This window comes from Clostridium sp. 10cd* (assembly GCF_044336395.1).
Taxonomy (GTDB): Bacteria; Bacillota_I; Bacilli_A; order Erysipelotrichales; family Erysipelotrichaceae; genus Clostridium_AQ; species Clostridium_AQ innocuum.
Map to the genome: position 1 here is coordinate 3,973,503 of NZ_CP172347.1, position 25,324 is coordinate 3,998,826.

The 25,324-nt window shown below is 41.5% G+C and carries 35 protein-coding genes; all 35 read right to left on the reverse strand.

Annotated features, from left to right (window positions below):
* Nucleotides 1-8: 8 nt before the first annotated feature.
* The 35 genes from ACG3M1_RS19845 to ACG3M1_RS20015 all read right to left on the reverse strand — a co-directional run bounded on the left by ACG3M1_RS19845 (nt 9) and on the right by ACG3M1_RS20015 (nt 25,321).
* Nucleotides 9-3,776, reverse strand: a complete 3,768-nt coding sequence (locus ACG3M1_RS19845) for a phage tail protein (protein WP_242410823.1) — start codon at nt 3,774-3,776, stop codon at nt 9-11.
* Between the two features lie 36 nt (nt 3,777-3,812).
* A complete protein-coding gene (locus ACG3M1_RS19850; protein WP_240140331.1) occupies nt 3,813-4,085 on the reverse strand; it encodes a Gp15 family bacteriophage protein in 273 nt (90 codons plus the stop codon).
* 53 nt (nt 4,086-4,138) lie between these two features.
* Complete coding sequence (locus ACG3M1_RS19855) at nt 4,139-4,489, reverse strand: hypothetical protein (RefSeq protein ID WP_395814505.1); 351 nt, start codon at nt 4,487-4,489, stop codon at nt 4,139-4,141.
* Between the two features lies 1 nt (nt 4,490).
* Complete coding sequence (locus tag ACG3M1_RS19860) at nt 4,491-4,961, reverse strand: phage tail tube protein (protein ID WP_008818031.1); 471 nt, start codon at nt 4,959-4,961, stop codon at nt 4,491-4,493.
* Nucleotides 4,962-4,964: 3 nt separating this feature from the next.
* Nucleotides 4,965-5,360, reverse strand: coding sequence for a phage tail terminator protein (locus ACG3M1_RS19865; RefSeq protein WP_161128897.1), 396 nt, complete (start codon nt 5,358-5,360; stop codon nt 4,965-4,967).
* The gene (locus tag ACG3M1_RS19870) at nt 5,357-5,749 is read right to left on the reverse strand and encodes a hypothetical protein (protein WP_395814508.1); all 393 of its coding nucleotides are present in this window, start codon (nt 5,747-5,749) and stop codon (nt 5,357-5,359) included. Before ACG3M1_RS19870 ends, ACG3M1_RS19865 begins: the two co-directional genes overlap by 4 nt.
* Nucleotides 5,746-6,093 carry a hypothetical protein gene (locus tag ACG3M1_RS19875; protein WP_395814511.1) on the reverse strand — a complete coding sequence of 116 codons (348 nt, stop codon included), beginning with the start codon at nt 6,091-6,093 and terminating at the stop codon, nt 5,746-5,748. The genes ACG3M1_RS19870 and ACG3M1_RS19875 overlap by 4 nt, the downstream gene beginning before the upstream one ends.
* A complete protein-coding gene (locus tag ACG3M1_RS19880) occupies nt 6,078-6,437 on the reverse strand; it encodes a hypothetical protein (protein ID WP_008728257.1) in 360 nt (119 codons plus the stop codon). Before ACG3M1_RS19880 ends, ACG3M1_RS19875 begins: the two co-directional genes overlap by 16 nt.
* Before the next feature lies 1 nt (nt 6,438).
* Nucleotides 6,439-6,663: a hypothetical protein gene (locus ACG3M1_RS19885; RefSeq protein WP_008728256.1), complete on the reverse strand. Its 225-nt coding sequence runs from the start codon at nt 6,661-6,663 to the stop codon at nt 6,439-6,441.
* Nucleotides 6,664-6,665: 2 nt separating this feature from the next.
* Complete coding sequence (locus ACG3M1_RS19890; protein ID WP_161128901.1) at nt 6,666-7,571, reverse strand: capsid protein; 906 nt, start codon at nt 7,569-7,571, stop codon at nt 6,666-6,668.
* 13 nt (nt 7,572-7,584) lie between these two features.
* Complete coding sequence (locus tag ACG3M1_RS19895; RefSeq protein ID WP_008728253.1) at nt 7,585-8,217, reverse strand: hypothetical protein; 633 nt, start codon at nt 8,215-8,217, stop codon at nt 7,585-7,587.
* Between the two features lie 330 nt (nt 8,218-8,547).
* Nucleotides 8,548-8,712, reverse strand: a complete 165-nt coding sequence (locus ACG3M1_RS19900; protein WP_164468389.1) for a hypothetical protein — start codon at nt 8,710-8,712, stop codon at nt 8,548-8,550.
* Between the two features lie 29 nt (nt 8,713-8,741).
* Entirely contained in the window at nt 8,742-8,936 is a 195-nt protein-coding gene (locus tag ACG3M1_RS19905) for a hypothetical protein (RefSeq protein WP_008728252.1), read from the reverse strand.
* Nucleotides 8,914-10,587, reverse strand: coding sequence for a phage minor capsid protein (locus ACG3M1_RS19910; RefSeq protein ID WP_008728250.1), 1,674 nt, complete (start codon nt 10,585-10,587; stop codon nt 8,914-8,916). Before ACG3M1_RS19910 ends, ACG3M1_RS19905 begins: the two co-directional genes overlap by 23 nt.
* Nucleotides 10,587-12,131: a phage capsid protein gene (locus ACG3M1_RS19915; protein ID WP_008728248.1), complete on the reverse strand. Its 1,545-nt coding sequence runs from the start codon at nt 12,129-12,131 to the stop codon at nt 10,587-10,589. Before ACG3M1_RS19915 ends, ACG3M1_RS19910 begins: the two co-directional genes overlap by 1 nt.
* A 10-nt stretch (nt 12,132-12,141) precedes the next feature.
* On the reverse strand, nt 12,142-13,482 hold the full coding sequence (locus ACG3M1_RS19920) for a terminase (RefSeq protein ID WP_008728246.1): 1,341 nt from the start codon (nt 13,480-13,482) through the stop codon (nt 12,142-12,144).
* A complete protein-coding gene (locus ACG3M1_RS19925; RefSeq protein WP_008728244.1) occupies nt 13,479-14,339 on the reverse strand; it encodes a terminase small subunit in 861 nt (286 codons plus the stop codon). The genes ACG3M1_RS19920 and ACG3M1_RS19925 overlap by 4 nt, the downstream gene beginning before the upstream one ends.
* 187 nt (nt 14,340-14,526) lie before the next feature.
* Nucleotides 14,527-16,152 carry an N-6 DNA methylase gene (locus ACG3M1_RS19930; protein WP_074747379.1) on the reverse strand — a complete coding sequence of 542 codons (1,626 nt, stop codon included), beginning with the start codon at nt 16,150-16,152 and terminating at the stop codon, nt 14,527-14,529.
* Nucleotides 16,153-16,718: 566 nt separating this feature from the next.
* Nucleotides 16,719-17,174, reverse strand: a complete 456-nt coding sequence (locus ACG3M1_RS19935; RefSeq protein ID WP_217752750.1) for a hypothetical protein — start codon at nt 17,172-17,174, stop codon at nt 16,719-16,721.
* Nucleotides 17,171-17,359 (reverse strand): hypothetical protein, encoded by a 189-nt coding sequence (locus ACG3M1_RS19940; RefSeq protein WP_022300254.1) that lies wholly within the window; start codon nt 17,357-17,359, stop codon nt 17,171-17,173. The genes ACG3M1_RS19935 and ACG3M1_RS19940 overlap by 4 nt, the downstream gene beginning before the upstream one ends.
* 70 nt (nt 17,360-17,429) lie before the next feature.
* Nucleotides 17,430-17,552, reverse strand: a complete 123-nt coding sequence (locus ACG3M1_RS19945) for a hypothetical protein (RefSeq protein ID WP_257269963.1) — start codon at nt 17,550-17,552, stop codon at nt 17,430-17,432.
* Nucleotides 17,553-17,560: 8 nt separating this feature from the next.
* A complete protein-coding gene (locus tag ACG3M1_RS19950; protein WP_217752751.1) occupies nt 17,561-18,076 on the reverse strand; it encodes a hypothetical protein in 516 nt (171 codons plus the stop codon).
* Nucleotides 18,077-18,086: 10 nt separating this feature from the next.
* The gene (locus tag ACG3M1_RS19955) at nt 18,087-18,953 is read right to left on the reverse strand and encodes a hypothetical protein (RefSeq protein WP_395814514.1); all 867 of its coding nucleotides are present in this window, start codon (nt 18,951-18,953) and stop codon (nt 18,087-18,089) included.
* Nucleotides 18,954-18,964: 11 nt separating this feature from the next.
* Nucleotides 18,965-19,429 carry a single-stranded DNA-binding protein gene (locus ACG3M1_RS19960; RefSeq protein WP_257269965.1) on the reverse strand — a complete coding sequence of 155 codons (465 nt, stop codon included), beginning with the start codon at nt 19,427-19,429 and terminating at the stop codon, nt 18,965-18,967.
* A complete protein-coding gene (locus tag ACG3M1_RS19965) occupies nt 19,426-19,830 on the reverse strand; it encodes a YopX family protein (protein WP_257269966.1) in 405 nt (134 codons plus the stop codon). The genes ACG3M1_RS19960 and ACG3M1_RS19965 overlap by 4 nt, the downstream gene beginning before the upstream one ends.
* A 35-nt stretch (nt 19,831-19,865) precedes the next feature.
* Entirely contained in the window at nt 19,866-20,492 is a 627-nt protein-coding gene (locus tag ACG3M1_RS19970; RefSeq protein WP_257269967.1) for a hypothetical protein, read from the reverse strand.
* On the reverse strand, nt 20,489-21,292 hold the full coding sequence (locus ACG3M1_RS19975) for a hypothetical protein (protein WP_257269968.1): 804 nt from the start codon (nt 21,290-21,292) through the stop codon (nt 20,489-20,491). Before ACG3M1_RS19975 ends, ACG3M1_RS19970 begins: the two co-directional genes overlap by 4 nt.
* Nucleotides 21,261-21,920: a ThiF family adenylyltransferase gene (locus ACG3M1_RS19980; protein WP_217781062.1), complete on the reverse strand. Its 660-nt coding sequence runs from the start codon at nt 21,918-21,920 to the stop codon at nt 21,261-21,263. Before ACG3M1_RS19980 ends, ACG3M1_RS19975 begins: the two co-directional genes overlap by 32 nt.
* Nucleotides 21,921-21,922: 2 nt before the next feature.
* Complete coding sequence (locus tag ACG3M1_RS19985) at nt 21,923-22,243, reverse strand: hypothetical protein (RefSeq protein WP_008728229.1); 321 nt, start codon at nt 22,241-22,243, stop codon at nt 21,923-21,925.
* Nucleotides 22,243-23,205, reverse strand: coding sequence for a hypothetical protein (locus tag ACG3M1_RS19990; protein ID WP_008728228.1), 963 nt, complete (start codon nt 23,203-23,205; stop codon nt 22,243-22,245). The genes ACG3M1_RS19985 and ACG3M1_RS19990 overlap by 1 nt, the downstream gene beginning before the upstream one ends.
* Nucleotides 23,202-23,627 (reverse strand): hypothetical protein, encoded by a 426-nt coding sequence (locus ACG3M1_RS19995; protein WP_008728226.1) that lies wholly within the window; start codon nt 23,625-23,627, stop codon nt 23,202-23,204. Before ACG3M1_RS19995 ends, ACG3M1_RS19990 begins: the two co-directional genes overlap by 4 nt.
* A gap of 1 nt (nt 23,628) precedes the next feature.
* A complete protein-coding gene (locus ACG3M1_RS20000) occupies nt 23,629-24,399 on the reverse strand; it encodes a DnaD domain-containing protein (RefSeq protein ID WP_008728225.1) in 771 nt (256 codons plus the stop codon).
* Nucleotides 24,400-24,416: 17 nt separating this feature from the next.
* On the reverse strand, nt 24,417-24,581 hold the full coding sequence (locus tag ACG3M1_RS20005) for a hypothetical protein (RefSeq protein ID WP_008728224.1): 165 nt from the start codon (nt 24,579-24,581) through the stop codon (nt 24,417-24,419).
* A 1-nt stretch (nt 24,582) separates the two neighbouring features.
* On the reverse strand, nt 24,583-24,972 hold the full coding sequence (locus tag ACG3M1_RS20010; protein ID WP_242410832.1) for a DUF1064 domain-containing protein: 390 nt from the start codon (nt 24,970-24,972) through the stop codon (nt 24,583-24,585).
* The gene (locus tag ACG3M1_RS20015; RefSeq protein WP_074747358.1) at nt 24,953-25,321 is read right to left on the reverse strand and encodes a hypothetical protein; all 369 of its coding nucleotides are present in this window, start codon (nt 25,319-25,321) and stop codon (nt 24,953-24,955) included. The genes ACG3M1_RS20010 and ACG3M1_RS20015 overlap by 20 nt, the downstream gene beginning before the upstream one ends.
* Nucleotides 25,322-25,324: the final 3 nt, after the last annotated feature.

Sequence of the window (25,324 nt, forward strand, 5' to 3'; positions counted from 1 at the left end):
CGCACCTCCTACATATCTATAGGACACTTACCATTTTTGCGAGTATCCTTGTTTACATTATCAACGACTTTTTTCGTTACTTTTTGATCGTCAATATAAACATCAGTATCTTTATTCCTGATTTCTTCCTTAACCTCATCAAATTTCTGCTTCAAACCTCTCACTTCTTCAATGAGGTCCTTCATGGTTGTTTTATCTGTATCACTTTGAGACTCCTTCCATTCATGCTGCACATTCAAGCTACGCTCGCCTGCAAACGCGATCGTCGGCTCCTGTAGTGCTGCCTGCATAGCTCCTGACATGGATTGAGATAAGCTCTTGACCTGTCCTATAAACCTTGGTGTGCTTGCTGCCAGAGTCTTACCGAGCCCCTCCATCATATGTGGCATCCATTGCTCATACTCTCGCAGAGGTCCAGTATCTGGTCGTGTAAAGTGTAGCCATGATGCAACGATATCTGCAGCATTTTTCACTTGACCGGCCACTTTCCACATATTCTCTGATATTCCGTTTGCAAAACCTGAAATCATGTGGTTACCCCAAGAGTAAGAGCTGCCGCCAAGACCACTCAGCCACGATGTTGCTGTTCCTACACAGGACTGCACGGCAGATTTTATATTCACTGAGCCAGAACCTTTTTTGAATTTATCCATCATGTTTTTGGCCTTATCGTACATGTCGTTGTACATTTTATTAGCAATCCATTTTGTAGTATCGCTTAGATTGCTTGTTACAGATGACTTCATCCCTTTACTGCTTGAATCAACAGTGTTTTTAGAATCCTTAAATGTGCGTGAAATATCATTTTTAATAGAGCCGCACTTATCAGACATAAAGGTGACCAGAGGTCCCCATGCATTTTTAGTGTCATTACCCATTCCACGATTTGCGCCGATAAGGGAGTCGCGCGCATTGTTAAAGTTCTGCTCTATGGCCTTTCCCGCTTTTTCCGAGTTGACACTCACATCGTTTCTTATGGTGTCTATGGAGCCTGCCACAACGCCCTTTATGCTCCCCCAAGCACTTTCGGTATCCTTATCAGATCCATTCCACACTTCGCTGATTTTATCTCCGATTTTGCCGAAGATATCGCTTGCGCCTTTTTTTAAATCCTTCCAAGTATCGCCTAAAGACTTTGATATTTTATCCCACGCTTTACCCGCGCCTGTTTTAATGCCGTCCCATGTATCGCCAATAACTTGCTTTACGTTGTCAAATGCAATGCCAGCCCCCTCCTTGATCTGATTCCAAGTATTTCCGACATGAGTTTTTATTCCTTCCCATGCTGTTCCGGCAGCTGATTTTATGCCATCCCATACATCACCAATCGCGGAAGCAATTCCTCCGAATATGGATGGAATCAGTCCAACAAGAGCGCCAACTCCTGCTTTAATCCCGTTGATAAGCCCTTCTATCAAGAAACCCCCGATATCAGAAAATACTGTACTCGGCGAATGAATACCAAACAGCTCTTTTATGCCGTTTATGATAGGTTCGGCAATAACTCGATAAAGGAAATCTATTGGATCAGAAAAGAAATCCCTCACACCGTTGCAAAAACCGTCCCATAGCCACTTGCCAAGGTCTGCAGCTAGGCTCAGGATACCAGACCCTATGCCGTGCACAGCTGCGATTATTGTTTGGAGCAAGGAGCCTGCAACGCCCCACCAATCAATGTTTTTGATAAAGGTTGCAATGTCGGTACCGATTTGCCCCCAGTCTACACCCCTTATCGCTGTAAGCAATGTATCGAGGATACCCTGTGCTGCATCGCTCAGAGTCATGCCAAAGTCAGCCCAATTTATGTTATTAAAAAAGGCGTTTATACTCTTGGCAATCGTATCTCCCAGCTTGTGCCAGTCAATGTTTTTAACAAAGGTATGCACAGAGCTTATTGCTCCACTTAGACCTTTGCCGAGAGCTGCTGTAAATTTTGGCATATCCACGCTGTACATAAGACCCATTACTCCATCAGCCAGAGCCTTACCGATAGCAGGCCAGTCTGCTGTCGTTACAAATCCATAGAGAGCATCGATGTGAGCCTGTAAAAACGCGCCCATTGTATGCCCTAGCTTATCCCAGTCAACGCTGTATACAAGACCGTTAAGCCCCTGAGCTAATGCTTTACCTATCCGCTCCCAGTTAATGCCAGTAAACAACAAATACAACGTATTTACGATAGTGTTGATTCCGGCGCCAAACATTCGCCCGATATTTTCCCAGTTGATTGTGTCTATCAAGCTGTTAAAGAGCTCACAAAACCCGTCGCAAAACTCTGTGATGGATTTGCCTAAGTTATCCCACGATATCCATTTTGTAAATGACGCTACAGCCTTATTGACCTGCTGACCTATGAGCTTACCGATGCCAGCATAGTCACCCTTAGCCCATAAGTCTTTAAGTTGCTTGACCCATTTTTTAATAGGTCCGTCATCGACATCAGTCGGTGTGTAGACCGGCATATCGCTCCCGCCGCCACCTCCGCCGCCAGAGCCGGCAGAATTATCCGCATCATCCAGCTTGTTGATCTCATCAAATCCCATGAGTGACCTACGAGCTTTTTCCGACGCCTTGGCCGCTTTGTCAGCAGATGAGCCATATGCACCCATCGCATCCTTTGCTGCATAGATACCGGATGTAGCCTGCTTTGTAGACGCCATTGACTTACCAAATAGCGCAGACATAAAAGCTGCTATATATCCGGTCACTGTGGCCAATGCAGACATTAGCGCATTTAGAGCCGGCATGATTGCCTGAAAGATAGGTGTAAACGCTGTTGCCAGATTAGAGCGTATCTGGTTTAGACTGTTTGCAAAAGCGGTATTTGTCATAAGGGTAGCCCCGATATTTTGTGCTAAAGCCATGATGCCACGGGAAACCAAAGGGAAGATCAGCGAGAAAATCGTAAACGACTTAATCAGCTGACCTACGCCCATATGAGCGCGCCCCATACCGTTAGAGGCCTTTTTACCGGCTGACCCTATACCAAGTAATCGGCTTGCAAAAGACGCCGCATGCTGTCCTGCTGATTTTAGCCCATTACTAAACTTGTGCAATGCTGATGAGGCTAAGCGCTTTGTAAATTGCGCGATAGCACTGCCTGCTGCTCTAGCTACCCCGGACGTCGCCCCCATCTGTCTATTCATCGCGCTAAGAGTGATGTTTGACCGTGCTGCAGCGTCTTGTAGCTTAGCAATCTGCATATCAAGACTCATTACCTGCTTATCCAAGGCTCCCTCTGCTTGTGCTCCCATGTTAGGCTTATAGGATTCCAGCAGCGTTTTCCGCTGTGCTTGTTTAGCGAGTATCTGATTGTCGTACATATCCATCATGTTTTCAAGCTCAGCATATTTCTGGCGGAACATTTCTGTGTCAAATTGCGGGTCAAACTTGACTTTAGGCTTGCGGATACTGATTCCCGGTGGCCCCCTCACACTTGGACCCTGTGAGGCTGTTGTGTTTGGCTCCGTATCGCTTTGAGCCTGCTGATAGGGCATCTGTGCACCAGACATTTGTTTGACCATGCCCGCCATCTGCTCAACGAAGGCCTGCATTTCAAGTTTAGTGCGGTCGAGCGTAGCCTTAATTGATTCATTCATCTTATCCAGACTTGCCACAAGAGATTGCCTAAGATTTTTAAACATATCGCCGCTCATAGCGTCTACCTGCTTACGTATCCTGTCGGCTATCTTACTCGACTCTGCCTGTATGTCCTTGTCGAGGTCTGATTTTATCTCCAGATCCATCTGTATAGACCCTGCACTTGTTGTTCCCATATCATCACCTGCCTTTCTGCAAAATAAAAGAGGAAGCTATCTACACATGTCCAAAAACATTGAGCGGACTTCCTTCATAACTTCCTCTTTGCTCATACTTTCAATCATTCTCTGGGTTTGCTTATCTCTCCATTCATCCCGAATACGATGCTGCTCCTCGCTAAAGTGCTCCAGCGTGTCAGCATCATCCTCAGCTCTAATGGATATGATATTGCCCAAAGGTGTGTCTGGCATAATACCTGCTAAAAGCGTGGTAAACTCAATCCAGTCCATCTTATCATCATACAGGTCCTTTGTAGGGTACTGCATGGCAAAAGATGACTCTATCAGCTCCCAGTCTTCAAAGATATCATACCAGCGGTCTACTTTTTTTCATCCGGCGTTTCCTCATCCTCGAAATCTACCTCTGTATCACTGATAGCCGCCATAATAACAGCCATGATATCGTTTGTTGCAGCCATTGTCATATTGCTCTCATTGATATAATCAAGAGCCTCTTTGCCGAGAGCAATCTGTATGATCTTATCAATCATTTTAATGTCAGATTCAGGGTCGTCTTCCGTCTTTTTCTGCGCTTTCTTGACCTCGGACATAATCAGCAGCACATTAGTTTTAGACGTATTGATAGGATACTTGTGCTCTGCGTCGATTTCAACTACAGGTCTTTCGTTGCGGTTTCTCAGGCGGTCTATGACATCGTATCTACGTCCCATCTTAAGCGCCCCCTTCTGGTGTTGCTGGTGCAGGTACAAAGGTAGGCTTTCCGTCGAATATGATATCAAGCTCCAACGCGGCAACATTTGTGCTATCGCCGCCTGGTGCAGCTTTAACATCCAGCACACAATTACCAGTGATGCTAGAGCCATCCGGGAATTCAATAGAATACTTAGTGCTACAATCAAGACCATCCTTCCACAGTACAGTATAAACATAATCGTTCCCCTTATCTCCTACGCTTCTTTTGCCTTTCAGGGATACAGTAACTGCTTTAGCAGTTGCCAGGGCTCTACCCCATCCTCCTTGGTCCATCGGGCTCCATTTTTCTACATTACTTTCAACGGATAGGGAGAATGACTCCATATCCTTAATGGATGCCATATCATCTTCTGAGCTTGCAAGTCCCTTCGTCCCAATACTAAAAACAATGTCAAATACCGGATATACACCGGTCGTTACTTTTGCCATAAATTACTCCTTTCGCTCGTATGTGAGCCATGTTTCAATTACATATTCGTATATCCCATTTGTATCAGTCCCCACACTTATGGGTTCGTCGCTTCTCATATCGCATTTAATAACTCGGTAATCACCAATTTTCGGCTGCTGCCCGTAAAAAAGAGCATGTATGCTTTGCGCTACACGCTCAGTTTCATCCGGGTTTTTATTCCAGTGCACTACGATAGATATTCCCTTGACAGCTGTCGTGGTGTTTTGCAGGCCGCCTACAGCTAACATGCCACGGTTACTCGTCAGATTACGCACACAGATCATTTTGCCCTTGGATGCATCATAGACACCTATCTTCCATACATCAGCCGTAACTTGTTCGCTGAGCCAGTCCTTGACATCTTTTAAAGTCATCATTTGATAAGACCTCCACTTTCTTGCTTTAAAAACTTAGCAAACGTTTCTTGTACCCACTGCAATCCATCGCCATCCAGATAGTAATCCATCCAGTGATCCTGCGCGTTCGGGTTTTTAGTACGCTGAAACGTAGCGTCATCTAAGTTAAAGTACCATCGGCGCGCATATGGTGTGTCAAATACAATACTTGATACTAGCTCTGTATCAATATGCCCATCATCCACAAAACCGCTACGTTCTAGCTCTCCAATGTCTTTTGGTGCTACACCCCGAGATACAATATCTGACAGTATCGCATGTGCCGTGAGCACGAGGGCTCGCTTTTTTGCTTTGTCAAGCTGTGCCATCGCCTCCCGATTGATTTTGACCTTTACGCTCTTAACTCTCATAATAGATCAATCTCCGTGCTGTAGATAACACCTAGCAGTTTTGGCTTTCGCACAGCGTATATCTGCTTCTTTTCTTCACCGATTTGTACAAAGCCTTGGAAAGCCGTTTTGCCCTCCAAGGCCTGTACATCACCGTGTATGATAAGCATACCGCTGAGGGATATCTGCTTACTGTCTTTGCCGTATACAATCTTTGACTTTTCGTCGTAGATTGCCAATCCGTCGTAGATAACAGTCTCAATAGGTCCCTGGTCCCCTGTGTCCTGCTCCTGATAGACGACAACGTGTGTCGTGGCCTCCCAATCCGGGAAAGGAAAGGGGCTTACGATTACAACACCAGGCATCTTAGTCCTGTATCCTCTAAAAGATTGACGATTTCCTGTGTAGTGTTGATACCGCCATATGTTACGTTGGCCAGTTCGACCTTAGTGCTGCCCGCGTTATAGCCTTTGACGGGGTTTATGAGCATTGCCCCAAACTGCTTAATATAATCAGCCTGCAGGCAGACAGCACGACTTATGAGCTCTTGCTGATAGGGTGATAGGTTATCAAACCCTTTGCCCTTGATGCGGCCAAAACAAAGGTGGTCGATGCTGTACTCCGCATCTTTTAAGGCCTTGGGTAGCTCGTCTTGTGATATGAGGGTACCGCTGTAATTAGCGGTGTAGTATTCAGGTGTTGCATACATGCTATTCACCTGCTTTCTTTTGTTCCTTTTCATACTCCTTGATTCTTTTCTTTAACTGTTGATTTTCTTTTTCCAAAGCAGCATATTCACTGTATGCGATTTTCTTCTTTGGAGAGTATTCCAGCAGTTTTCCATCCTCCCCATAGATATCGTATCCTTCTTCAAGGTATGCATGCTTCTGCTCTTCGGCAATGGTGTACTCTTTATTGTCTTTTAATGCTTTCATGCTTATCCCTCCGCTTCTGCATTGATGATACATCCCTGTTTCAGCAGATCATCCAGCAATGCGAATGTTCCGTTGAAACGTCTGTTCTGATAAAGGTATTTGTCCGCAGTGCGGCTGTCATGACCTGGTGTAAATGCCTTGATATAAGAGTATTTGACGCGGGATACCTGTGCCTCAGGGTCAATCATGATGTAATTGATTTGTTTTCCTGCACTTGCTACCTGGAAGCCTTCTGTGAAGTCAAAAGCAGTCTTTAAGCGGCTTGCCGGCGCAGTCTTAATAGTGCTGATATCATCCAATGAGCGTACACGACGATCAATATTCTTCGCGCCACCAGATACCTCCAAGGTACGCTGGATGCCTTCTGCGTTTTTCAGTTTAGTTTTAAATGCAGGTGTACAGTACATGATAACACGTTCTAAAGGTACTCCTGCTTCTTCCATTGCCTCGATATTTGCGTCAAAATCAGAAAGGATATTTGCGGTTGTGATCGCTGTATTACTGATTTTTGCACCAACACGTTTTGCCTCTGTGTAGAGCTTAGAGAAGGTGTAACAATCTAATTCAGGAATAGCCTGCGTCTTCTCAAAACGTGATTGAATGTTTGCTAAGGAAACAATCTGATTCGTTTCGTCAACATCCATAGGGTCAATCGCGAATTCGATATCGCGATCATGGTCCAATGTCTTTGTTTCAAAGTCGTTACCATAAGAACCTGTGTTAAATGATAACGTCTTACGATTGTGATCTTTATAACCGGATACTGTGATTTTTGGTAATCGGATATCTTTTGTATTGATAATCTGAATGTCCTGATTTGTATTATACAACTCATTAGACATTAGCAAGTGCCCGTACATTTCAATGATACGTGGCCAAAATTGCGTTACATAATTTAATTCTGCCATTTATATAGCCCTCCTATTTTTTCTTAACTCCGAAAATATTGTCAAGTTGATCATCGACACCATTTCCGCCTGCAGTGCCTTGATTCCCTCCACCAATCTGCTGGAATCCTCCTGCTTGTGTTGTGGACTTGAAATCAGGGAATGCCTTTAAAACTGTTTCAATGGCCGTTTTGATGTTGTCATCGTTCAGCGTACCATCTTCTTTTGTTGCGTTTGCACGGTCTACAAGCTTACTTAAAAATGGTACTTTTTCAGCCTGCACTCCTAGCGTCCCTGCTAATTCTGCAACTTTCGCATCAATCTGTGAGTTCAGGATTTGTGCTTTCAGTTGTGCATTTTCCTGCTGCATAGTCTGGATACGCTGCGCCTCTTCCTGCTGCTTCGTTGCCTGCGCCTGCTTATATTGATTCATTGCTTCACTGGCCTGTTCTGGTGTCAATCCCTGCTGTTTAAAATATCCTTGTAGCACCTTGTCTTCTGTTCCAGCTGAACGTTTTGAAACAACTTCCGCAAGCTTGTCATAATCAATCTGTTGTGTGGCTGTCACTTGCGCTCCTGCTTGCGCCCCGGTATCGCCACCTTCTCCGCCGCTTCCATCTTCTGCAAAAAGCTGAATATTCAACGGATATCTTAGGTAATTTCTCATTTTTAATTTCCTCCTGTTTATTCGGGTGTGCTCCCCTATCCTTTCGGACATGCACCTTTTAAAGCCTTGTCATGGTTGGGCATAAAAAAGCAAACTATTTACGTCCGCCTTTACCTTTCTTTTTACAAGACATGTTAATCACCTCCTTAACTCTATACCGTCCTTCACTTCAAATGCTTACCAAAATACGGTAGTTTGCGCTTGGGTGGGTCTTTCACGTGCCTTACCTCTCTTTCCGTTCTTCCGCAAAAAATGCAGGAACGCTTTATTTTCAACGTCCTGCACATCAATCTTTTATCATGATACTGGTCTTCTACTGTCTCACAAAAGCTATGCATGCACATTTCTTTTACCAGCTTCTTTTATTTTCTTGTGATAATGTGCTTGCATGCGAAATAAATCATCACTTTCATCATCATGTGTTTTATAGTACTCATCAATCTTGTAATCAAGTTCCTGCACAATCTTTTGCTGCTTCCTATTTGCCTTTTTCACGATGTTCCTCCACTAAAAAAGCACCCAGTTTATGAGTGCTCGTTTGCTGCTTCTCTAATTCTTTTTAAATACTCTTGCTCCATGACTCTAAGAGGGAGGTATAGATCACCATTAGGCCACTTCTGCTTTTCTTCTTCGGGGACATTGTCATAAAACTCATCAGTTTTACGCTGTAATTCGTCCCAAAGCTCTTGCTGCTTTTTATTCAACTTTTGTTTTGGCATATCTAACATATCCCTCCCTATCTAACAGCTCAAAGGCTAGATCTCCAAAATCAATAAATTCAGCAAATATATCCACGTCCATGCTCGCTCTTAACTTTATATCCCGATATGATACCTCACTGAGGTCCTTTAGTACCTCTACTTCATAGCGCGTATTGCCATAAGTAGCTCGCAGCCGTTTAATCTCTGTTCCGAAATTCTGCAGAAATGCAAAATCGTCCTCCTGAAAGCTATTGCTTGGCTCTCCGGTGATAACGGGATGATTATGCAGCAACGTTGCGTTTTTCAGTATTGCATCTTCAAAGGCTACAGCTGCCTCTTTACCTACATATTTTAAGACCTTGCCATCCTCTTGAATGACATAAGCATTCTCAACCGGTAAATCCTTTATTTCATTTTCGTACTTTTCGATGTACTTGTCAATCTCTGAGGGGGTAATTGACTCGACGTATTTACCTTTAGACTTGGCAGCGGCGCCGCCCGTCCCATTGCCAAGCTTCACAGAAGTACCGTGCACTTTCTCCTTGCGTTGGCTGCGCTTAAATTCAGGATGTGCATCCAGAAAGTCTCTAAGATTTTTCTGTGCCTGCCTTAGACCAGCTCTTGCCTCTTTCCGGTCTTCGTCCTCCACAGTTCCAGCAAGTATCCTTTTACGTTTTCTGATTTCTCGTTCCAGCTTTCGCTGCCGCTGCTCATAGTTGTAATTTTCTAGGGCTATTTTTGGGTCTTGCGGTTTTGGCAGCCTTGTCACGCCCTCAAAGTACGTAGCAAGCGTGTGCCTGCAATTTGGGTGCAGAAGTCCTGCCTTAATAGCATCGGACAGCAGCTTATACTTCTCTTTGTATTTTGCAATGTATTCATCATTGGGATGGCTAAAAACATCATCAATGAGTATTTGTCCCTGCCAAGGCAAACAAAGCTTACAGGCGTTCGCATGGGCTGATACAAAGACCAGATGCACACCTAACTCGTCACGCTTGCTGCCCTCACCGAGTAATGTTGCTCTATGGCTCGCTGTGCGCAATGCCATTTCCGCATAGTCTGCAATATTCACGTATCTTATAATCTCGCCGTTTTTATCTTTATAGGCTATACAGTTAACGCCCTTGGCAAGAAAATCCTCTGTAGCCTTATCGATTGCCTTACCAAGTGATATAGCCCCGCTGGACAGCTGAAACTCAGTCTTAAAGATTGTTTGACGGTACACGTCATCCATCTTGCGATATACAGCTTGTTGCACATCCTCAAAGTCATTTTTTGTTGATTTGATCAGTGCGTCAAGCTTTTTCTTGTTCATGCTGAAAAACTGTTTTTCCTGTGGAGGTTCTTCGCCAGGCAGAGCAGTGCTGACTCCATCCTGCGGCAGTTTAATATCAGCTTTACGCTCTCCTACGCTAAAGTGATTACGTAAGACCTGCTCAATCGCTGCGCTGATTCGCTTTTTAAACCTGTATATGACGCTGGTTGTCTCCTTGCGGTACTCCTGCAAGTTACGCAGTTTAGCCTTTTGCCACATTTCCCAGCTAAATCCGTGCGCCTGTTCTTCAACTTTATGATTGATAAAGTTACGGCGCAGTGATGCCACGAGCTCCATCTCCATTTCCTTGAAGATATCCCTCAGTGCATATGGATCTTTCACTTTCTTTGCCATTATTCACCTTCATAATCTTCTGGTGTAGGTATCGTACCGCCTAAATCATCAAACTCTGATATAACAGGCTCTTGAGTTTCCATGACGCCATTTTCAATACGTAGCCGCTTTATTTCTTCTGCTTTCCATTCCTCATCTTTACTATCACCATACATTTCATCAACCGATGCCTCAACTGACATAATGACTTTGCCTGGTCTTGCTTTAGCAACAGTTTCCACAGTCGCTTCAAACGATGGACTTGCATATTCCCCGAAATTAACTGTAACATCGACATCGTTACCACTCGAATTTTTTGTGTAAGTATCAAATGCCTTGATAACGCAGTTTATTACCTCAGGAAGTGTTTTTTGTATCGCTTCAATGATGATATTTCTTGTATACAACGTGGTTTTTTCTTTTTCTCTCTGTGCTTCCGCATTATCCATCTTTTTTGTATCAATACCTAATGTAGATGGTGATATAACTCCCTGCAAACAGAGGTCTAGGAAAGAAATATAAGATTGTAGATAATTCTCAGAAGGGATGACAGGTTGCGTGACATTGATTTGATTTTCACCTTTTTCCTTCATGTTGCCTTCTATCATCAGGAATCTATCATCATATTGATTGAATTGCAGCATCTGCCCTGTTTCTGGATCACGAGGAATAAGCGCCTCCGGAATATATTGCTTTGTCCTGGCGGCTCTTACAGCATCTACCCACTGGCTGATAATCTCATCCAGCCCGTCAAAGGATGATGTTTTCTTATCAAAAATACTTTCTCCGCGATTCTCCCACTTTGTGCTATCCTTAATCTTGAACGGTACAGCCATTGCAAATCGACCGTAGACTTCATTTTCACCTTTTTCATCCGGCAATTTATAGCCAGCGAAGGCAACATCAATAATGTTAGCTGTTTGAGGGATAGTTGATAATGGCAAAGGATCATCCATGCCCCATTCTGTTAAAACATTTTTGATGTACCCCTTGCCGTAGTGCTCGTAATGAACATAACGCTTGTGTGCGTGCTTATATTCAGTCTTGAATACACATTCCGCAAAACGGCCACGTTCATAGACGATTTCCACCTTATCCCCAGGAACAAACTCTATAATTGGATATTGTGTAAGCTTCTTATCAAATGAGATTTTAAAAGCGCCGTCACCAATGAACAGCGCTTCTTTAATTGCCTTACGTAAAACCTCATTGAAATTGTTATCTTTGCTGATGTTATCCCAATCTATTTGCCGCGCCTCGACCTCGATGCCATTTAAATCGCGTATTACGATATCAGTAAGGACCTGCACCATCAACGAAGGAAGACCTGAATGAATCTTGCGTATCTTTATACGGGGGCTCGCTGCCCAGAAGTATGAATTGTCGCGCTCTAGTTGTTTGTAAAACTCATCAAGTTCTTCTGGATCGCCTCGCATCCATATACGATTTTTTATCGCATTAGACTCAAAGTTAAATGTTTCATTCAGATAATAAATGTTTTTCTGCGCAGGTGTGATATCGAGCCATGCTCTTATCACGTTCTTTGCTTTATTAAATAGTTTCATTGCCCACCTCCTATGGATCGGATGTCTTGATATACTGCACAAATGGCAGCCATCCATACTGACCAGCATTGATTGTATGGTCATTTCTATCTTCTGGCTCGTATTTATCTTCCTGCCAACTGTAAACCTCCAGCTCTCTGATGTGATGTACGCAGTCATCAACAACTAGATAATCACCATGATATATCCACCCTTGCTGCATATGGATACGGTCAATGATGGTTGTTTCTTTCCATGCGTCGTTAAATGTATAAATACACGGGTGAGTCCGCTTATATTTGTATAACTCTGTCAGCGTAGCTTGGTCTGCGCAGTCAACAAATACATTTTTTGCAAATCCCCAATCCTCCCTGTTTCTGTCAAGAAAGTCTATAAGTCTTCTTACAACATCACTTGGCGCAAGCGGTGTATTCAGATCAGCGTTGTTGTATACTTCCTCGTTTAGTATGATGACCTTACCGCATGTTGTAATGCCGATGAACAATAAAGCAATGGTATCCGGACTATTCGCTGAGTACGATGTATCAACGCCAACAGTAAAATACCGATACGTATATTTCTTCGCATCGGCTTTTGATATGACATTTTTACTTCTACTGAAATTCGGGAATACAAGCCCTGTAGCACGACCACGTAGACCAAGAATCTTATTCTTATACATTTTCGTGCCAGGTGCCACTGCCTTTTTCTTTCGCTCAATAGCTTCCTGTGACAATGCAGCATTGTCGTTGAAATTGAAATACCAGTGTACCCACCCTTTTTCTGCAGGCTGATTCAGCATATACAATAATTCCTCTGGATAATCTTTTCTGTATTTTTTCAGAGGTCGTGACCTGTTAAGAAACTCATCATATACAGGAAGAGAAGGATCATCAGGGTTTGAAGTCGTCATCATGTAAACACAGCGGTGGGATATCTCACGCAAAAACTCCATATCAGCAATGTTTACCTCATCAACATACACACATCCTACTTGACCACCAAGCACTTTCTGCCACCGCTTTTTATTGTCATATCCACATATGTAAATGATCTTAGTGCCTTTGTTTGTTTGATACTCAATATGAGGCAATCTGATTTTACGTTTACCGGATGGATAGTACTCTGCTACTCCGTCGAATTGATCGAGCAGCATCCGCTCTCCATTTATGACGTTTTTTTCCACTGTACCTAGATCAGCACCAGCGATAACATGAAACCTTATGCCGCTATTTGCAACCTTACACATGAATTTGAAAATGCCGACGGTTGTTTTACCACAGGCTGTAACACCTTCCAGAAATTCTCGCTCAGTGTCTAAGCGAAGGAAATCCTTGAACTTAGGCGATAGTAATAACATTGGTTGTGTCATACGTCATCATCTCCAAGTGGTTGCATTTGATCTACAATACCAGTGATAGCATCCATTTTGTTCTGTACGCTCTCATCAGGAATATCATTGCTATCTGCTTTCAACTTATCCGTCTGTGCTCTTAACTGCTCGATCTGTGCTTTCTGCAAGTCTGTAGCCCATCCCATATGGTCAGATAGCCATTGCAACGCCTTCATGCGGTCCGGAAGCTTAATAGATGCGCCATCCTTCCCCTGCTTGACTTCGCCTATGAGAGTACCGTCTACAGTTGTGTGATGTCGGAAGTGTACGAAGTTCTTGCTCACAACATCCCCGCTGTCTGCATCAATTTGATCAGAACCAAATTCAAGGAAATCTGTTATGTCCGCAAAGGCAATATCCATGTACTTCTGGAAGATATCTTCTTTTGTGAGCATGGACCGTGCATAGCGCTCTTTTTTGAGCCGCATGATTTCATCTTTTATCTTTGGGTTTCCTAGGGTCTTGCTTCCTTCACACATTGCTGTTTGATATGAGCAATCATATGCTTTCTTGTACGCTGATGTTGCGTTGAATGACTTTGAGTAATACAAACAAAAAAGGCGCTGTTTCTCGGTCAGTTCTTCATTGTTCAGTGTTTCTATTTCCTCCGGCAGCAACTCTGTTTCAGGCGGCCCTTTGTCTTTATCTGCATCTGCAACCAAAGTTGCAACTTTTTTCTTGTTTGGTTGCAACTTTTCTTTCTTCCATGCTCTGGATGCTAATGACTTTATAGAGGATTCTTTTATACCGGTTATCTCAGATATTTCTCGGTACTTCTTGCCTTGCAGCCATAGCTCTTTTGCCTGCTGCTTGGTTTCTTCATCAATAACCGCCATATGATCTCTCCTTTCATTTCGCTTTATTATAATTCCAATGACTGCTTGTACTGTATCCTACTGTGTTTTCAGTCCGCCTGCGTGCGTTTTCTGCGTCCAGTGCCTTACGCTCTGCCTTATACCATTCGCACGCTCCGTGGCATCCTGGATGGCGTTTAGGGCAGTCTTTACATACTGTAATCATAAACTACACCTCTATTTCACCAGACATTAGCTTTTCAAGCAGTACGTCTCTCAACTCGGCTAAAAGTATATTTTGCTTGTTGTTAAGATACATAATATGAGCTTTCCAACTGTTGATAATCTGCATAATCAACTCTGATGCAATCTCCTTGTCTTGCTGTTCGATCTTGATTTCGTTTTTATTCTTGCTGACACGTATAAAGTGTTCTTCGTCAACTGCTATTCCTAGATGTTTGACTGATTCATTCCATTCTCGCATCATCTTATTACTTCGTTCTTGCAATTCGTATATATCATACATGCCGATGCCTTTCGCAAGTGATTCATTGATTGTAATTTTGGTTACATTCTTGTCTCTTACATTATTATTTATGTCATTGACAATATCTTTGATATCACGGTGGATTGTTTTATATGCAATGTCTATATATCTGCTTGGCATCAATATGTAATCCAATGATTCGATGTCTTTTATAGATGGGTGACTATAAAATTCTGTAATCGGATCAGCGGCTTTTATGGCATCCAGACATCGCTTGATGTTATTTGGAGTAAAGACATTGAACTCTTTTTTATACACTCTGTTTGTGTGCGAATTACTGCCGTATTGCCCTTTTTGTTCTCTTACTTCCTGTGCGCATTGTTGGCGCATGTCAACCATATGCACTTTGTTGCCTTTTCTCTTTTTGTCCAGGATAACGATACACGTAGGTATGGATGTTGACACAAACATTCTATCTGGCAAGGTAATAACCGTATCTATGATATTACCGTTTACCATCTCTTTTCGGATACCTTGTTCTGGTCCTCCTGCACTTAATACTCCATTTGGCAGTATAAAAGCGCATCGTTCTGCCTTGTTTAATGCGTTTAGCATAAAAGCATAATTCGCGTTGTTTTCTGGCGGTACTCCATACTCCGCAAATCTATTGTCGAATGCCGCGAACATTGGATGCTGCCATTTGATGTTATATGGCGGATTACTGATGCATCCGCTTATGTTACTGTAATCGACATCGAGACGGTCTATTTCTGATACCATCGAAAACCTTTCACCTTTTGTTAATTTATAACAGTGGTATGTCTCGTCAGCTAAAATATCCTTTCGCACTACATATCCTTTGATATTCCGCACCGACAAATTAAACAATAGATACGGCATGACATTTTCGTCCAATTCTTCACAGATAAATTCTGTATCCGGATGTTGCGACCAATACTGTATTGTCAACGATCCGCTTCCTGCGCATTGATCATATACTTTGCTGCATTCACCCAATAACTGGCATAATAAAACACCGATTGTTTTCGGTGTGTAGTCTTGTTTCTTATCTTCTCTGTCTGCCTCGTAGTATTGGTATATCATTTGCAGCCAATCTGTTTTTAAATCACCTACAATATCCACGAATGACTTATGGTATTTGAAATCGTTGTTTATTGAAACATCTATAAGACGATCAGTTAGTTGCTTTGTGTCATTGGCATTAAAAAGCGTTTTGATTTTATTCAATAATTCCGTTAGTTCCATGTCATCATTCCTTTCGGGTATATAAAAAGCACGTTTTCTCCTGTATCCCTTATAACGGGCAGTTCTACGTGCTTTGTTTAATAGGCGTTCGGTTAATAGCATACGTCTATGCATCCTTAGCCTCTATAGAGTTATCTGTGCCACATTGTTAAGAGGTGCGATAAATACGTTTTAATTTTAAAGCGCCCTTTTCAGACGCTTTACGCTGGTAAGTCCGCTTAGGATTCCTTACCGCTTTTTCTTTTGGTTATTCCGCCACCAGGGCAACCAATATATCTAACAGGTGTTCTCAACAATATGAGGTATATCCCTGCTTTGATATCAATTTATAGCGCCTTTTTTTATGTCTCCCTACATGAGTGCGCTATCTCATCATTGACCAACTCGTTTCCTGCTGGTTTGCCAAGCTCATTTCGTCAGCCCAGGCCCTTAAAACGCTTGCTTCGTAATTTGCATTGAGGGTGTTTTGAAGCAAGGAAGCATTTACCCTAATCTACAGACGATACATGGATGGGGGGATCGTCTGTAGATTACGGCAGGCATCTTAGGATGCCGCGTAAGTAAACCGTAAGAGGAAAGTGAAGCACAAGGAAGAGAATCACGCCTCATCCCCCGTACTTCCACGCTATCATTATATCATGTCAAGCCTATCCTAAGACGGTACACTTTTACAAAATATTGCTATTTCTTGTGTATATACGGTTGATAGCTCGCTTTGTATATTTGTTCACTGTATCTACTGAGAATCCGGTTTCACGCGCCGCTTCACGTAAGTTGTCACATTGATACTTCATCACATATACCGAAATCACCTTGCATTGCGATTCGGTTAAGCAATCCATCCAATTTCTGATTTTTTCCATACGTTGATACAATGGCTCCTGCTCCATAGCGATGGCACTTTCATTCATGGCTGCTTGATGTTGGATACCATCTTTGCTACACTGCCCTTCTGGAGCTCGTACAATGCTGCCGCCAGGCGACTTATGGTATAGGAAATATTTTTTATCAAGTAATTCATACCACCTTGATTTTAAAAGGTAGTAACTCATGAGCTCTCCCTTTATGTATTTTTTCATACGCTTCTCTTTATCGAATTCAAACTCTTCCTCCTCCCATATCATTTGATTTTCCACCTGCCTGCTTCCAGATTGTCATACAGCCCTCTTACTGTGCCGTCGTACATCATTCTGCCGGTGCTAAGTTTGCGATACGCTTTAGCCTCTCTCTTGTTGTGATCAACTTTGTAATAGCCTTCAAGTCCGACAATTTCAAAATATTTGTCTTTGCCGATATCTTTAAACTTCATTCAGTCACCCCTTTCGTTCAAAACGCAGATAAGCATAAATGATAAATACAGCAGGATGCACAATGATAGATCAACCATATTTCCTTTTCAGCTCCTTTTCTGCGTTTCTCCATTTTTTTATTGCCATCCGGATAATAAACCACAACCGGCTGTTTGTATGTATACGGCCGTCTATGCTATTGTATTTTTTCATTTGTTACATCACCTTCCGCTTCTCAGCATACAAAATAATAATTCTGTAATAGATTTTTTCCGGTGTTCAGGATATGCATCTTTGATTTTATGCAATCTCCAATCGTTACTTTCACCTTTAAATTGAGTCGGATTCTCAAACTCCCTGTAGATATCTTCATTTTTTCTTCCTAACGTAGACGGTACTGGAACTAGCACTCCGATATCATGCGGTATGTCATGAATGACTTTCTTGTATAATTCCATCGGCATCACCAGATAGTTTTCTTCTCCTATGTAATTTTGCCCATGCCCACTTTTAAAGTCGCCTAAGCAGCTTTTTACCTCGTAGCAGATAAAGATGCCTTTTTCTAAGCCGCTGATACTCATTTGGTTTGGCGGAACAAATTGCATATAGTCTACTCTGCACGCATCTTTCGTGCCGTAATCAACGGTAACCTCACTGGCATAGTATTTACCGACACCGGTAAACCTTTGCTGATAAAGGATATCGCCTAACAGTATAGTAATCTCCTTGCGCGTCATCGTTTACCTCCTAATCACTGAATACATCGTTATAATCGAAATCCTCATAATATCCGATAAGCTGGTCTTCCATTACAAATTTATTGTCTGTGTCCACCTTATGAATATCTCGGATAATCTTTACAAACTCATCATTGTTCCAGCTAAATCCTCGGCCGCCATACTTATAAAGCCTTTTAAGTGATGACACTGGATAAAATGAATTAACATAATGCAGCTCCCGCTTTGACAGAGCTTCCCATGTTTCCTGCGTGGTTATATACTCTCTGGTTGCCAGATCATATGCAATCTTACAATGCTGGAAATCAAACGTTTTATCCATCATTTCCTGCGCGTCACCATAAAATCGTAAGATAAATTGATAAACCATATCATTTCTTTTTAAAGTGATACTTTTGTTTCCTAGGAAATCTTTATCATTTACTTCAAAATGATTTCTCTCTAAAAGCACATAATCATATCCATTGTCAAACATCCATCGTTGCTTCTGAAATAATGGTTCTGGTATTTCTATCCATCCGGCGTAATCTTCAATGAGGTAGATAACATTATCTTTTCTTTTGTCTGATGCAATTTTAATCTTAAGTTCATCAAAACATTTATCGTCTCCAACCTCGATTACTTTACCAGTGAGCAGGCTGTCGTACATGAGTAAAGCCTGCCACTCATTTGATGTTTTAGTGATGTATTTATCATCACCGACCTGCTCCATAAATAAGTCTCTTGCATCTTTTGTCTTAAAATAGATATCCACATCATGGATAGGCTGGCGTGTGGCATTACTCACACACGCCCCTCCTGCTATATAGCAATTCTCCATGATCCATTGATTATTGATTAAATCACTGATGTTTAAATCTTTTATTAGTAGCTGCATCTTACATCCTCCTAAAATGGTAAATCATCACTGGCGATATCCAGTGTACTACTTGTAAAGTCATTGGAGTAGGACTGAGAGCTGCTGTTGTCACTCTGGTAGCTCTGATTGTTTGCCTCTGGTACATAGACATTGCTGTTCGCATTGCTTGCAGCAGCACTTTTGCTTTCCAGAAACTGTACGCTGTCTGCGACCACTTCTGTTACATAAACGCGTTTCCCACTCTGATCGTCATAGCTGCGTGTCTGGATTCTTCCTTCCACGCCGACCAGTGAGCCTTTGTGTGTATACTGATGTACAATGTCTGCTGTTTTGTTCCATGCAACTGTGTTGATAAAATCAGCATCCGGCTGTCCTTCCTGCTTGAAGCGGCGGGTACATGCTACAGTAAAAGAAACAATCGATGCACCGTTTGCAGTCTTACGCAGTACTGGGTCTTTTGTAAGCCTGCCGACTAATACCACTCTGTTGATCATAAGCTCACAACCTCCAGCAATTCGTCATTTTCATAAATATTTCCAACGACTTCAACGCTTTTCTCGTATTTTCCAATGTTCACTTCTAATAATTCTTTGATATCATATTCGTATTCTCTTGATATTTCACCGTCGATTAAGTAACGAGCACTGAATCCGATGTCATTCCACACAATTACAAACAAATTACATCCATTAACGGTTTGGTGTATGTCTATGATATCTCCCTCATAGATTTCTTTGCCATTCATGTCTTTTAATCCTGTATATTGCATGACGATAAATGCACGTTGCTCTGGTGTGCCCGGAAAAATCTCCCATGCAGGAAGATTCATGATGTCGCCCCATTGCAGCATTCTTTTTCCTATTAAATCCCATACTCTAAATTTTAATACTTTCATTTATTTTTCACTCTCCTAACGCAACCAGGGTATTATTAAATCACTCCACCCAATGTCTTATTAAACTTAATCAATAAATCATACGGAAATTCATTCACGGACAAATATTCAAAATACTTTTTCGTCTCTTTGAATGATTTTATGTTGTCTGTATGTCCGTGCGTATATTGAGTAAATATGATTTTTTCAAGTGCTTTTACATAATCTTTCTTTTCGATTTTTCTTGGTGCTGATCCCATGCATATTCTGTTTTCCGTTAACATATTTGGCATGGCATATTTGTAAAGCTCCGTGTCTTGGCCTTTAAACTCCTTGTAGCAATATGCATAGATGCTGTCAACATTGTTAGTTTTATACGTCATGATGTAGATAGAATTAGGGAATGAAATATTGTATGCTGTGTTTTCGTACGTCACTATCCTTTTATGCTCTTTTTGCATGATGACAACACAGTTATTTCCTATCCCGATTATCTGATCACTATACAGTACGATATCCCTTTTTCTATTTTTTTGATCCCTGTTTTCAGCAAATGTTTCCAGTTTTTCAATCAAGTCATCAATCTGTATGGCAGAGAAATATTCTCGATTTCGCGCATTGTCGTATTCTAGTATTTCGGCATCAGAATTAAGGTCGTTAATCCTCACTATTAACTGCTTCAAAACAGCACCTCCCTCATACTGCTCCTACTCCTCAACAGCATAAACAAATAATCATCTGCTTCCATTTCGTTAAAAACACTTAATTCATTACCATCTAAGTTCCTGTCCTTTTCACTCAGGGCTATCTCATCATAGATATCTTCCACATCCTCTGCATTTAATGTTATGTCTGCTTCTCCGTATCCGGAACACCCAAAACCTCCATAATAGAATAGTCCTGGGCACACCTCCGAAAACCCCATTGTATTTAATATTTGATAGATTGATAAATATGATACCTCTCTTTCATCTACAACTATAATCGCTGAATAAAAATCATAATCATATGTCATGTCATCAGCGTCATTTGTTTTGAGTATCTTTATCAGCTCATCGTCTGTTATACCTGAAAATTCATCCTCTAGATCAGACCAGTTCTCTATCAAATAATCTGCGAGTATGCGTTCATGAGTATATCCCGATAACTTCCTTCCCCTTTTGGTGTATCGGAAAAATGAGCTAAGCATACCTTGCCTGCAATCAGAAATTATAAACTGCGTTGTCACGCAGGATAAAATTAACTTTATGATTACATTATCAACGGCAAAAACATCCGTCATATGGTAATCTGCTATCAAAAATTCAAAAGGGTTAATTTCATTGTCTCTGATTATGTAACTATTCTCTGTGATATTGTCCATGAGTGTATTTACAAGTTTGTTATCCTTGCACCGCTCCATAAACTCTTTGAAGTACCATGCAACACTGTACTCATCAATTTTTACAGTATCAGTAATGTATTTCCTCAAATCGTCTAACAATGGTAACACCTTCTTTCACTTCGCCATGAACTATCGAACTGATATGTTCCAGCAGCACCGTAGCCATACGAAGGTTTGTGACAAGGTATTGCGTATTACCAACAGCAGCCTGCGCCTCACAGCTTTTATCCGCCGGGTGTTGGTCATTAGATAACTTATAGCAGTCGCTCCTTAAAGCTCCAACCTCGTTACTTTTCAATTTTGCTTTAACATATACATTGCCCTCATATTCGCTATTTGCCGAATCCAGATAGATGCAGTAATCTAATTTGCGATACGTACTTTCCAACAGGAGACGCGTTTTATCATTATCAACACATCCAACAAGTACCGGCACAAAATCCTTGTATTTCCGAAGAAAAGAGATAATCTCATCTTTTGTTACATATTTGTCTACGGCCTCACAGATATTGCCGTAAAAAGTGTTGATTTTCTTAGACAATGCCAGCGCCTTGTTTTGGTTGATATCATGTTTCTGGTATGATTGGCGCACCATGTTTTTTTCTTCTACGGTATCTCCGTCAATAATGACCATACGATGTGGTGTGTCGATCAGCAGCTTAGGTATGTCTCTGGCCAGGAGGGAGCCGGTCCCGCCTACTCCCACAATTACAAATAGATATTTCATACTTACCCTTTTTTGTGCTGCTGGAACACCGGTACAAGCACGTTATCCTTTTCCATGTAGTCATACGTAACGTTCCCGGAAAACTCGTAGAATCCATGCTGCAGCATTGCCTTGGTGATTTCATCTGTTGTATACTCTGCACCATCTTCAAAGATATGTGAAACGTCTCTTTTCTCAGCTGCAAGGTAGATTTCAAACGGATACTTGTACTTCTTTCCTTTTGGCTTCTCCTCTTTTTTTACAACAGTCTTTTCAGCTTTCTTATCCTTTTTTTTCGGTTTTTCATCGACCGTTTTTGCTGTAAGCATACTCATTAAATCCATTATACTACCTCCCTATCTGGCTGATTTATATATGCACATACTGCTGTGGTTTCGTCTTTATTAAAAATCATCATTCTATCGTTAAAGCTTAGTACGATTTGATTCTCTTCCTCCAGTTCTACGATTTTTAGCACATCATCAATATACAATTTGACATTTAATTTACTTCCCTTTGCCAGTTCACTTTTTACAACAATGTCAAATTCGTTTGTTTCTGATTTGGCCAAAAGATGCAGGCCACCATCGAAAACAATTTGGACCTCAGATGAATATCCTCTAAGCATTTTTAGTGTATCAATAAACTGCTTTTTATCTGCGGCTACTGCACAGATTTGCTTTGTATCAAGCTTTGGCATGTCCATCGCTACAACGATGAGTGATATGTAAAATATCCCCTGCGGACCGATGAACGCAGCTCTCTTGCCGTCCGTCATGCATGTTTCTGCTGAGCTGATATACTTAAATGCTTCTTTAGGTACACAAATCGGCTCTGCAGCTCCTGTATCCGCTTTTCGCATGTAGATGCATTTTGAATTAGAGATTAAATATCCGGTTGGTGTAATATTTACACCGTTTAACTGGACATGTGCTTTATCATTCCCGACAAATTTCTCGCCGGCGGCGAAATCACATGGCTTTACATTCAGCTGAATAGCGTTATCATCTAAACTTGTATCCGGAATCTTCTCTTCTTTCATGTTTGCGAGAAGGATATTGCCGTTCTGGGTTTTTATGTGTATCTTACTATCTTTCACTTTTAAATCAAAATCACTCAACATGGATAAAGTCTGGTAATCTTTTTTACTTAAGGTAAATTCTGTTTTACCGCTGTCTTTATCCAACAAATATTGATTTATAATGCCGTAATCAATATCAGAATTGTGGACATTTATTTGCTTTCCATCAATCACAATATGGTTTATGGTCATAGCATCGCGAAACATGGATCCGTTTAATTTCATAGCTCCACCCCACAATCCATTGCCGATAACTGACCAGCTGCTACCTTCGTCCTTTTATGTCTTACAATCAGCTCATAGCCTGCAGATGATAGGTAATTGATCATGTCGTCAGCCGGCATCACCGCACCGGTATCCAGATAAAGCAACAAACTTTTATCTCCTGCATCATATTTTCTCAATATCGCGCATACGTCACTATACTCTCGTACGGTGATTCTTTCGGATGCTAGAAACGCATCCTTGAATGCTTGTTCCACTTCTGACGGCATTTCTGCTGTTCTGGCTAAATAGTTCACCATTTCTTGTTCACATACGTGTATACCTTCCGCTAAAACAGATTCACGCATTTTGTTATCTGCGATATATCCATATTGTGCTGCTTGATCAGCTTTCCTGCTTTTAAAAATTCTTTTTTGAGTCATTTTATCTCTCTCCTCCCTCATACTGTTCGGGCGTGAATCCTCTCTGTTTCCATTTCAGCAGGATACGGTCTACGTAATCAATGCTCTGTTTGTCATAAGTCAATGCCTCACGTAAGGCGTATCGTATCAGCCGGTCTTCGTGTTCCTCTGCCCACTGGCAGATTGTCTGTATCTCACGTTGAGATAATGGTCTGCCGAATCCCTGCTCATACAAATCAATGAGCGATGAGTTGTATATGTCAGTTTGCTCCTGCACTTTTTCTTCAAGCTGTTTTTCGACATCCGGAAACGGAGATACGCACGCGTTGTTTATATTATTTAAATGTCTTTTACTATCCTCTACTATACTAACCTTACCTATCCTATCCTTACCTAACCTAGGCGTACAAGTTGTATCCAGTATGTATCCATTCTGTATACATGATGGATTTTTGATCGTATATGCCTTATTTTGCTTAAGTTCTAGCATAGATTTTTCGAGCTCGTATGCTGTTGGTTTATACCTATCTTTCTGTATGTAATTATGCATTTTCCAGTGCTTGATAACGCATATTCCTGTATCAAAAAGATAGATAAAATTCTTCATCAGAAGGAGCTTCATATCATCCTCAGAAGCTCCTATCATTCTTTGCACTCTTTTTGGATTTCCCAGAAATCCATCATCATCCGCTTTCATTCCCAAATGGAAATACAATGCTTGTGCTGACAATGACATATCCTGGAATGCGTCGCTGTCTATTATCTGTGACGTAAACATTCTTCTTTCTGCCAATTTACCACCTCAATCTGTTAGCTTTCTGTGACAAAAATCTCACATTTGCTGTTGTCTATCTCAATACGTGTTTCATTTGTATTAGCACTTGCACAACTAATTTCTATACATATCGTATACTCTTTGAGCAAATCCTCTGGAACACATCGTTCTACGATGTTTTTCATTTCTTCCCAATTCATTTCATGTCTCCTTTATCTCAATACCATTTAATTCAGCCATTAGGCGCCGTTTTAAGCGGTACACAGGCGTTTTTACTCCTTTGGCATCCTCCACTATCGGCTGACCGTTTCCGTCGTTATACGTAAAGTCTGCTATGTATCTGATAGGCATACCGTACTTGCTCTTGGGTATTAACTCAAACGGCACCTGCAGGCAGAGGTTTGTTATCTCCCCTGCCTGCTCCAGTAGCCGCAGCTCTTGGTATCTCTTGGCTTCATGCTTACTGTCAAACTTTATCCCGTCTACCTCTGTCTTTACTGCTCCATACTTGCTCTTTTTAGGCTTTGTGGGTGATACTTGTCCAGAGGTATACTTACGTCCGTCTGGGTAGTTAATCGACGATGATCGCATCAGCAATACTCATTAATTGATTTAACGATCGCTGCGTATCACCTTTAACAAATTCATCCAATTTTTTGTTAGGTTTCTTACCAGCTAATAATAATTTGATAATTTCAATGTTATTTTCGGTGGCATCTACTCTAGTGATTTCATCAATGTACTTTTCATCTTTATAAATCCAAAGAATTTGATTTTTACAAACTAAAGCAATGTTTTGATTATTTTCACCTAACTTTTCACACATGTCATCATCTTTAAATATCTGATAGAAGAATCCACTTTGGTCGTAGATTTCTCCCGGACAATAACATCTGTCTGTTAAATAATCATGCATATCTAAAACGTCTTTTAATTGCATTAT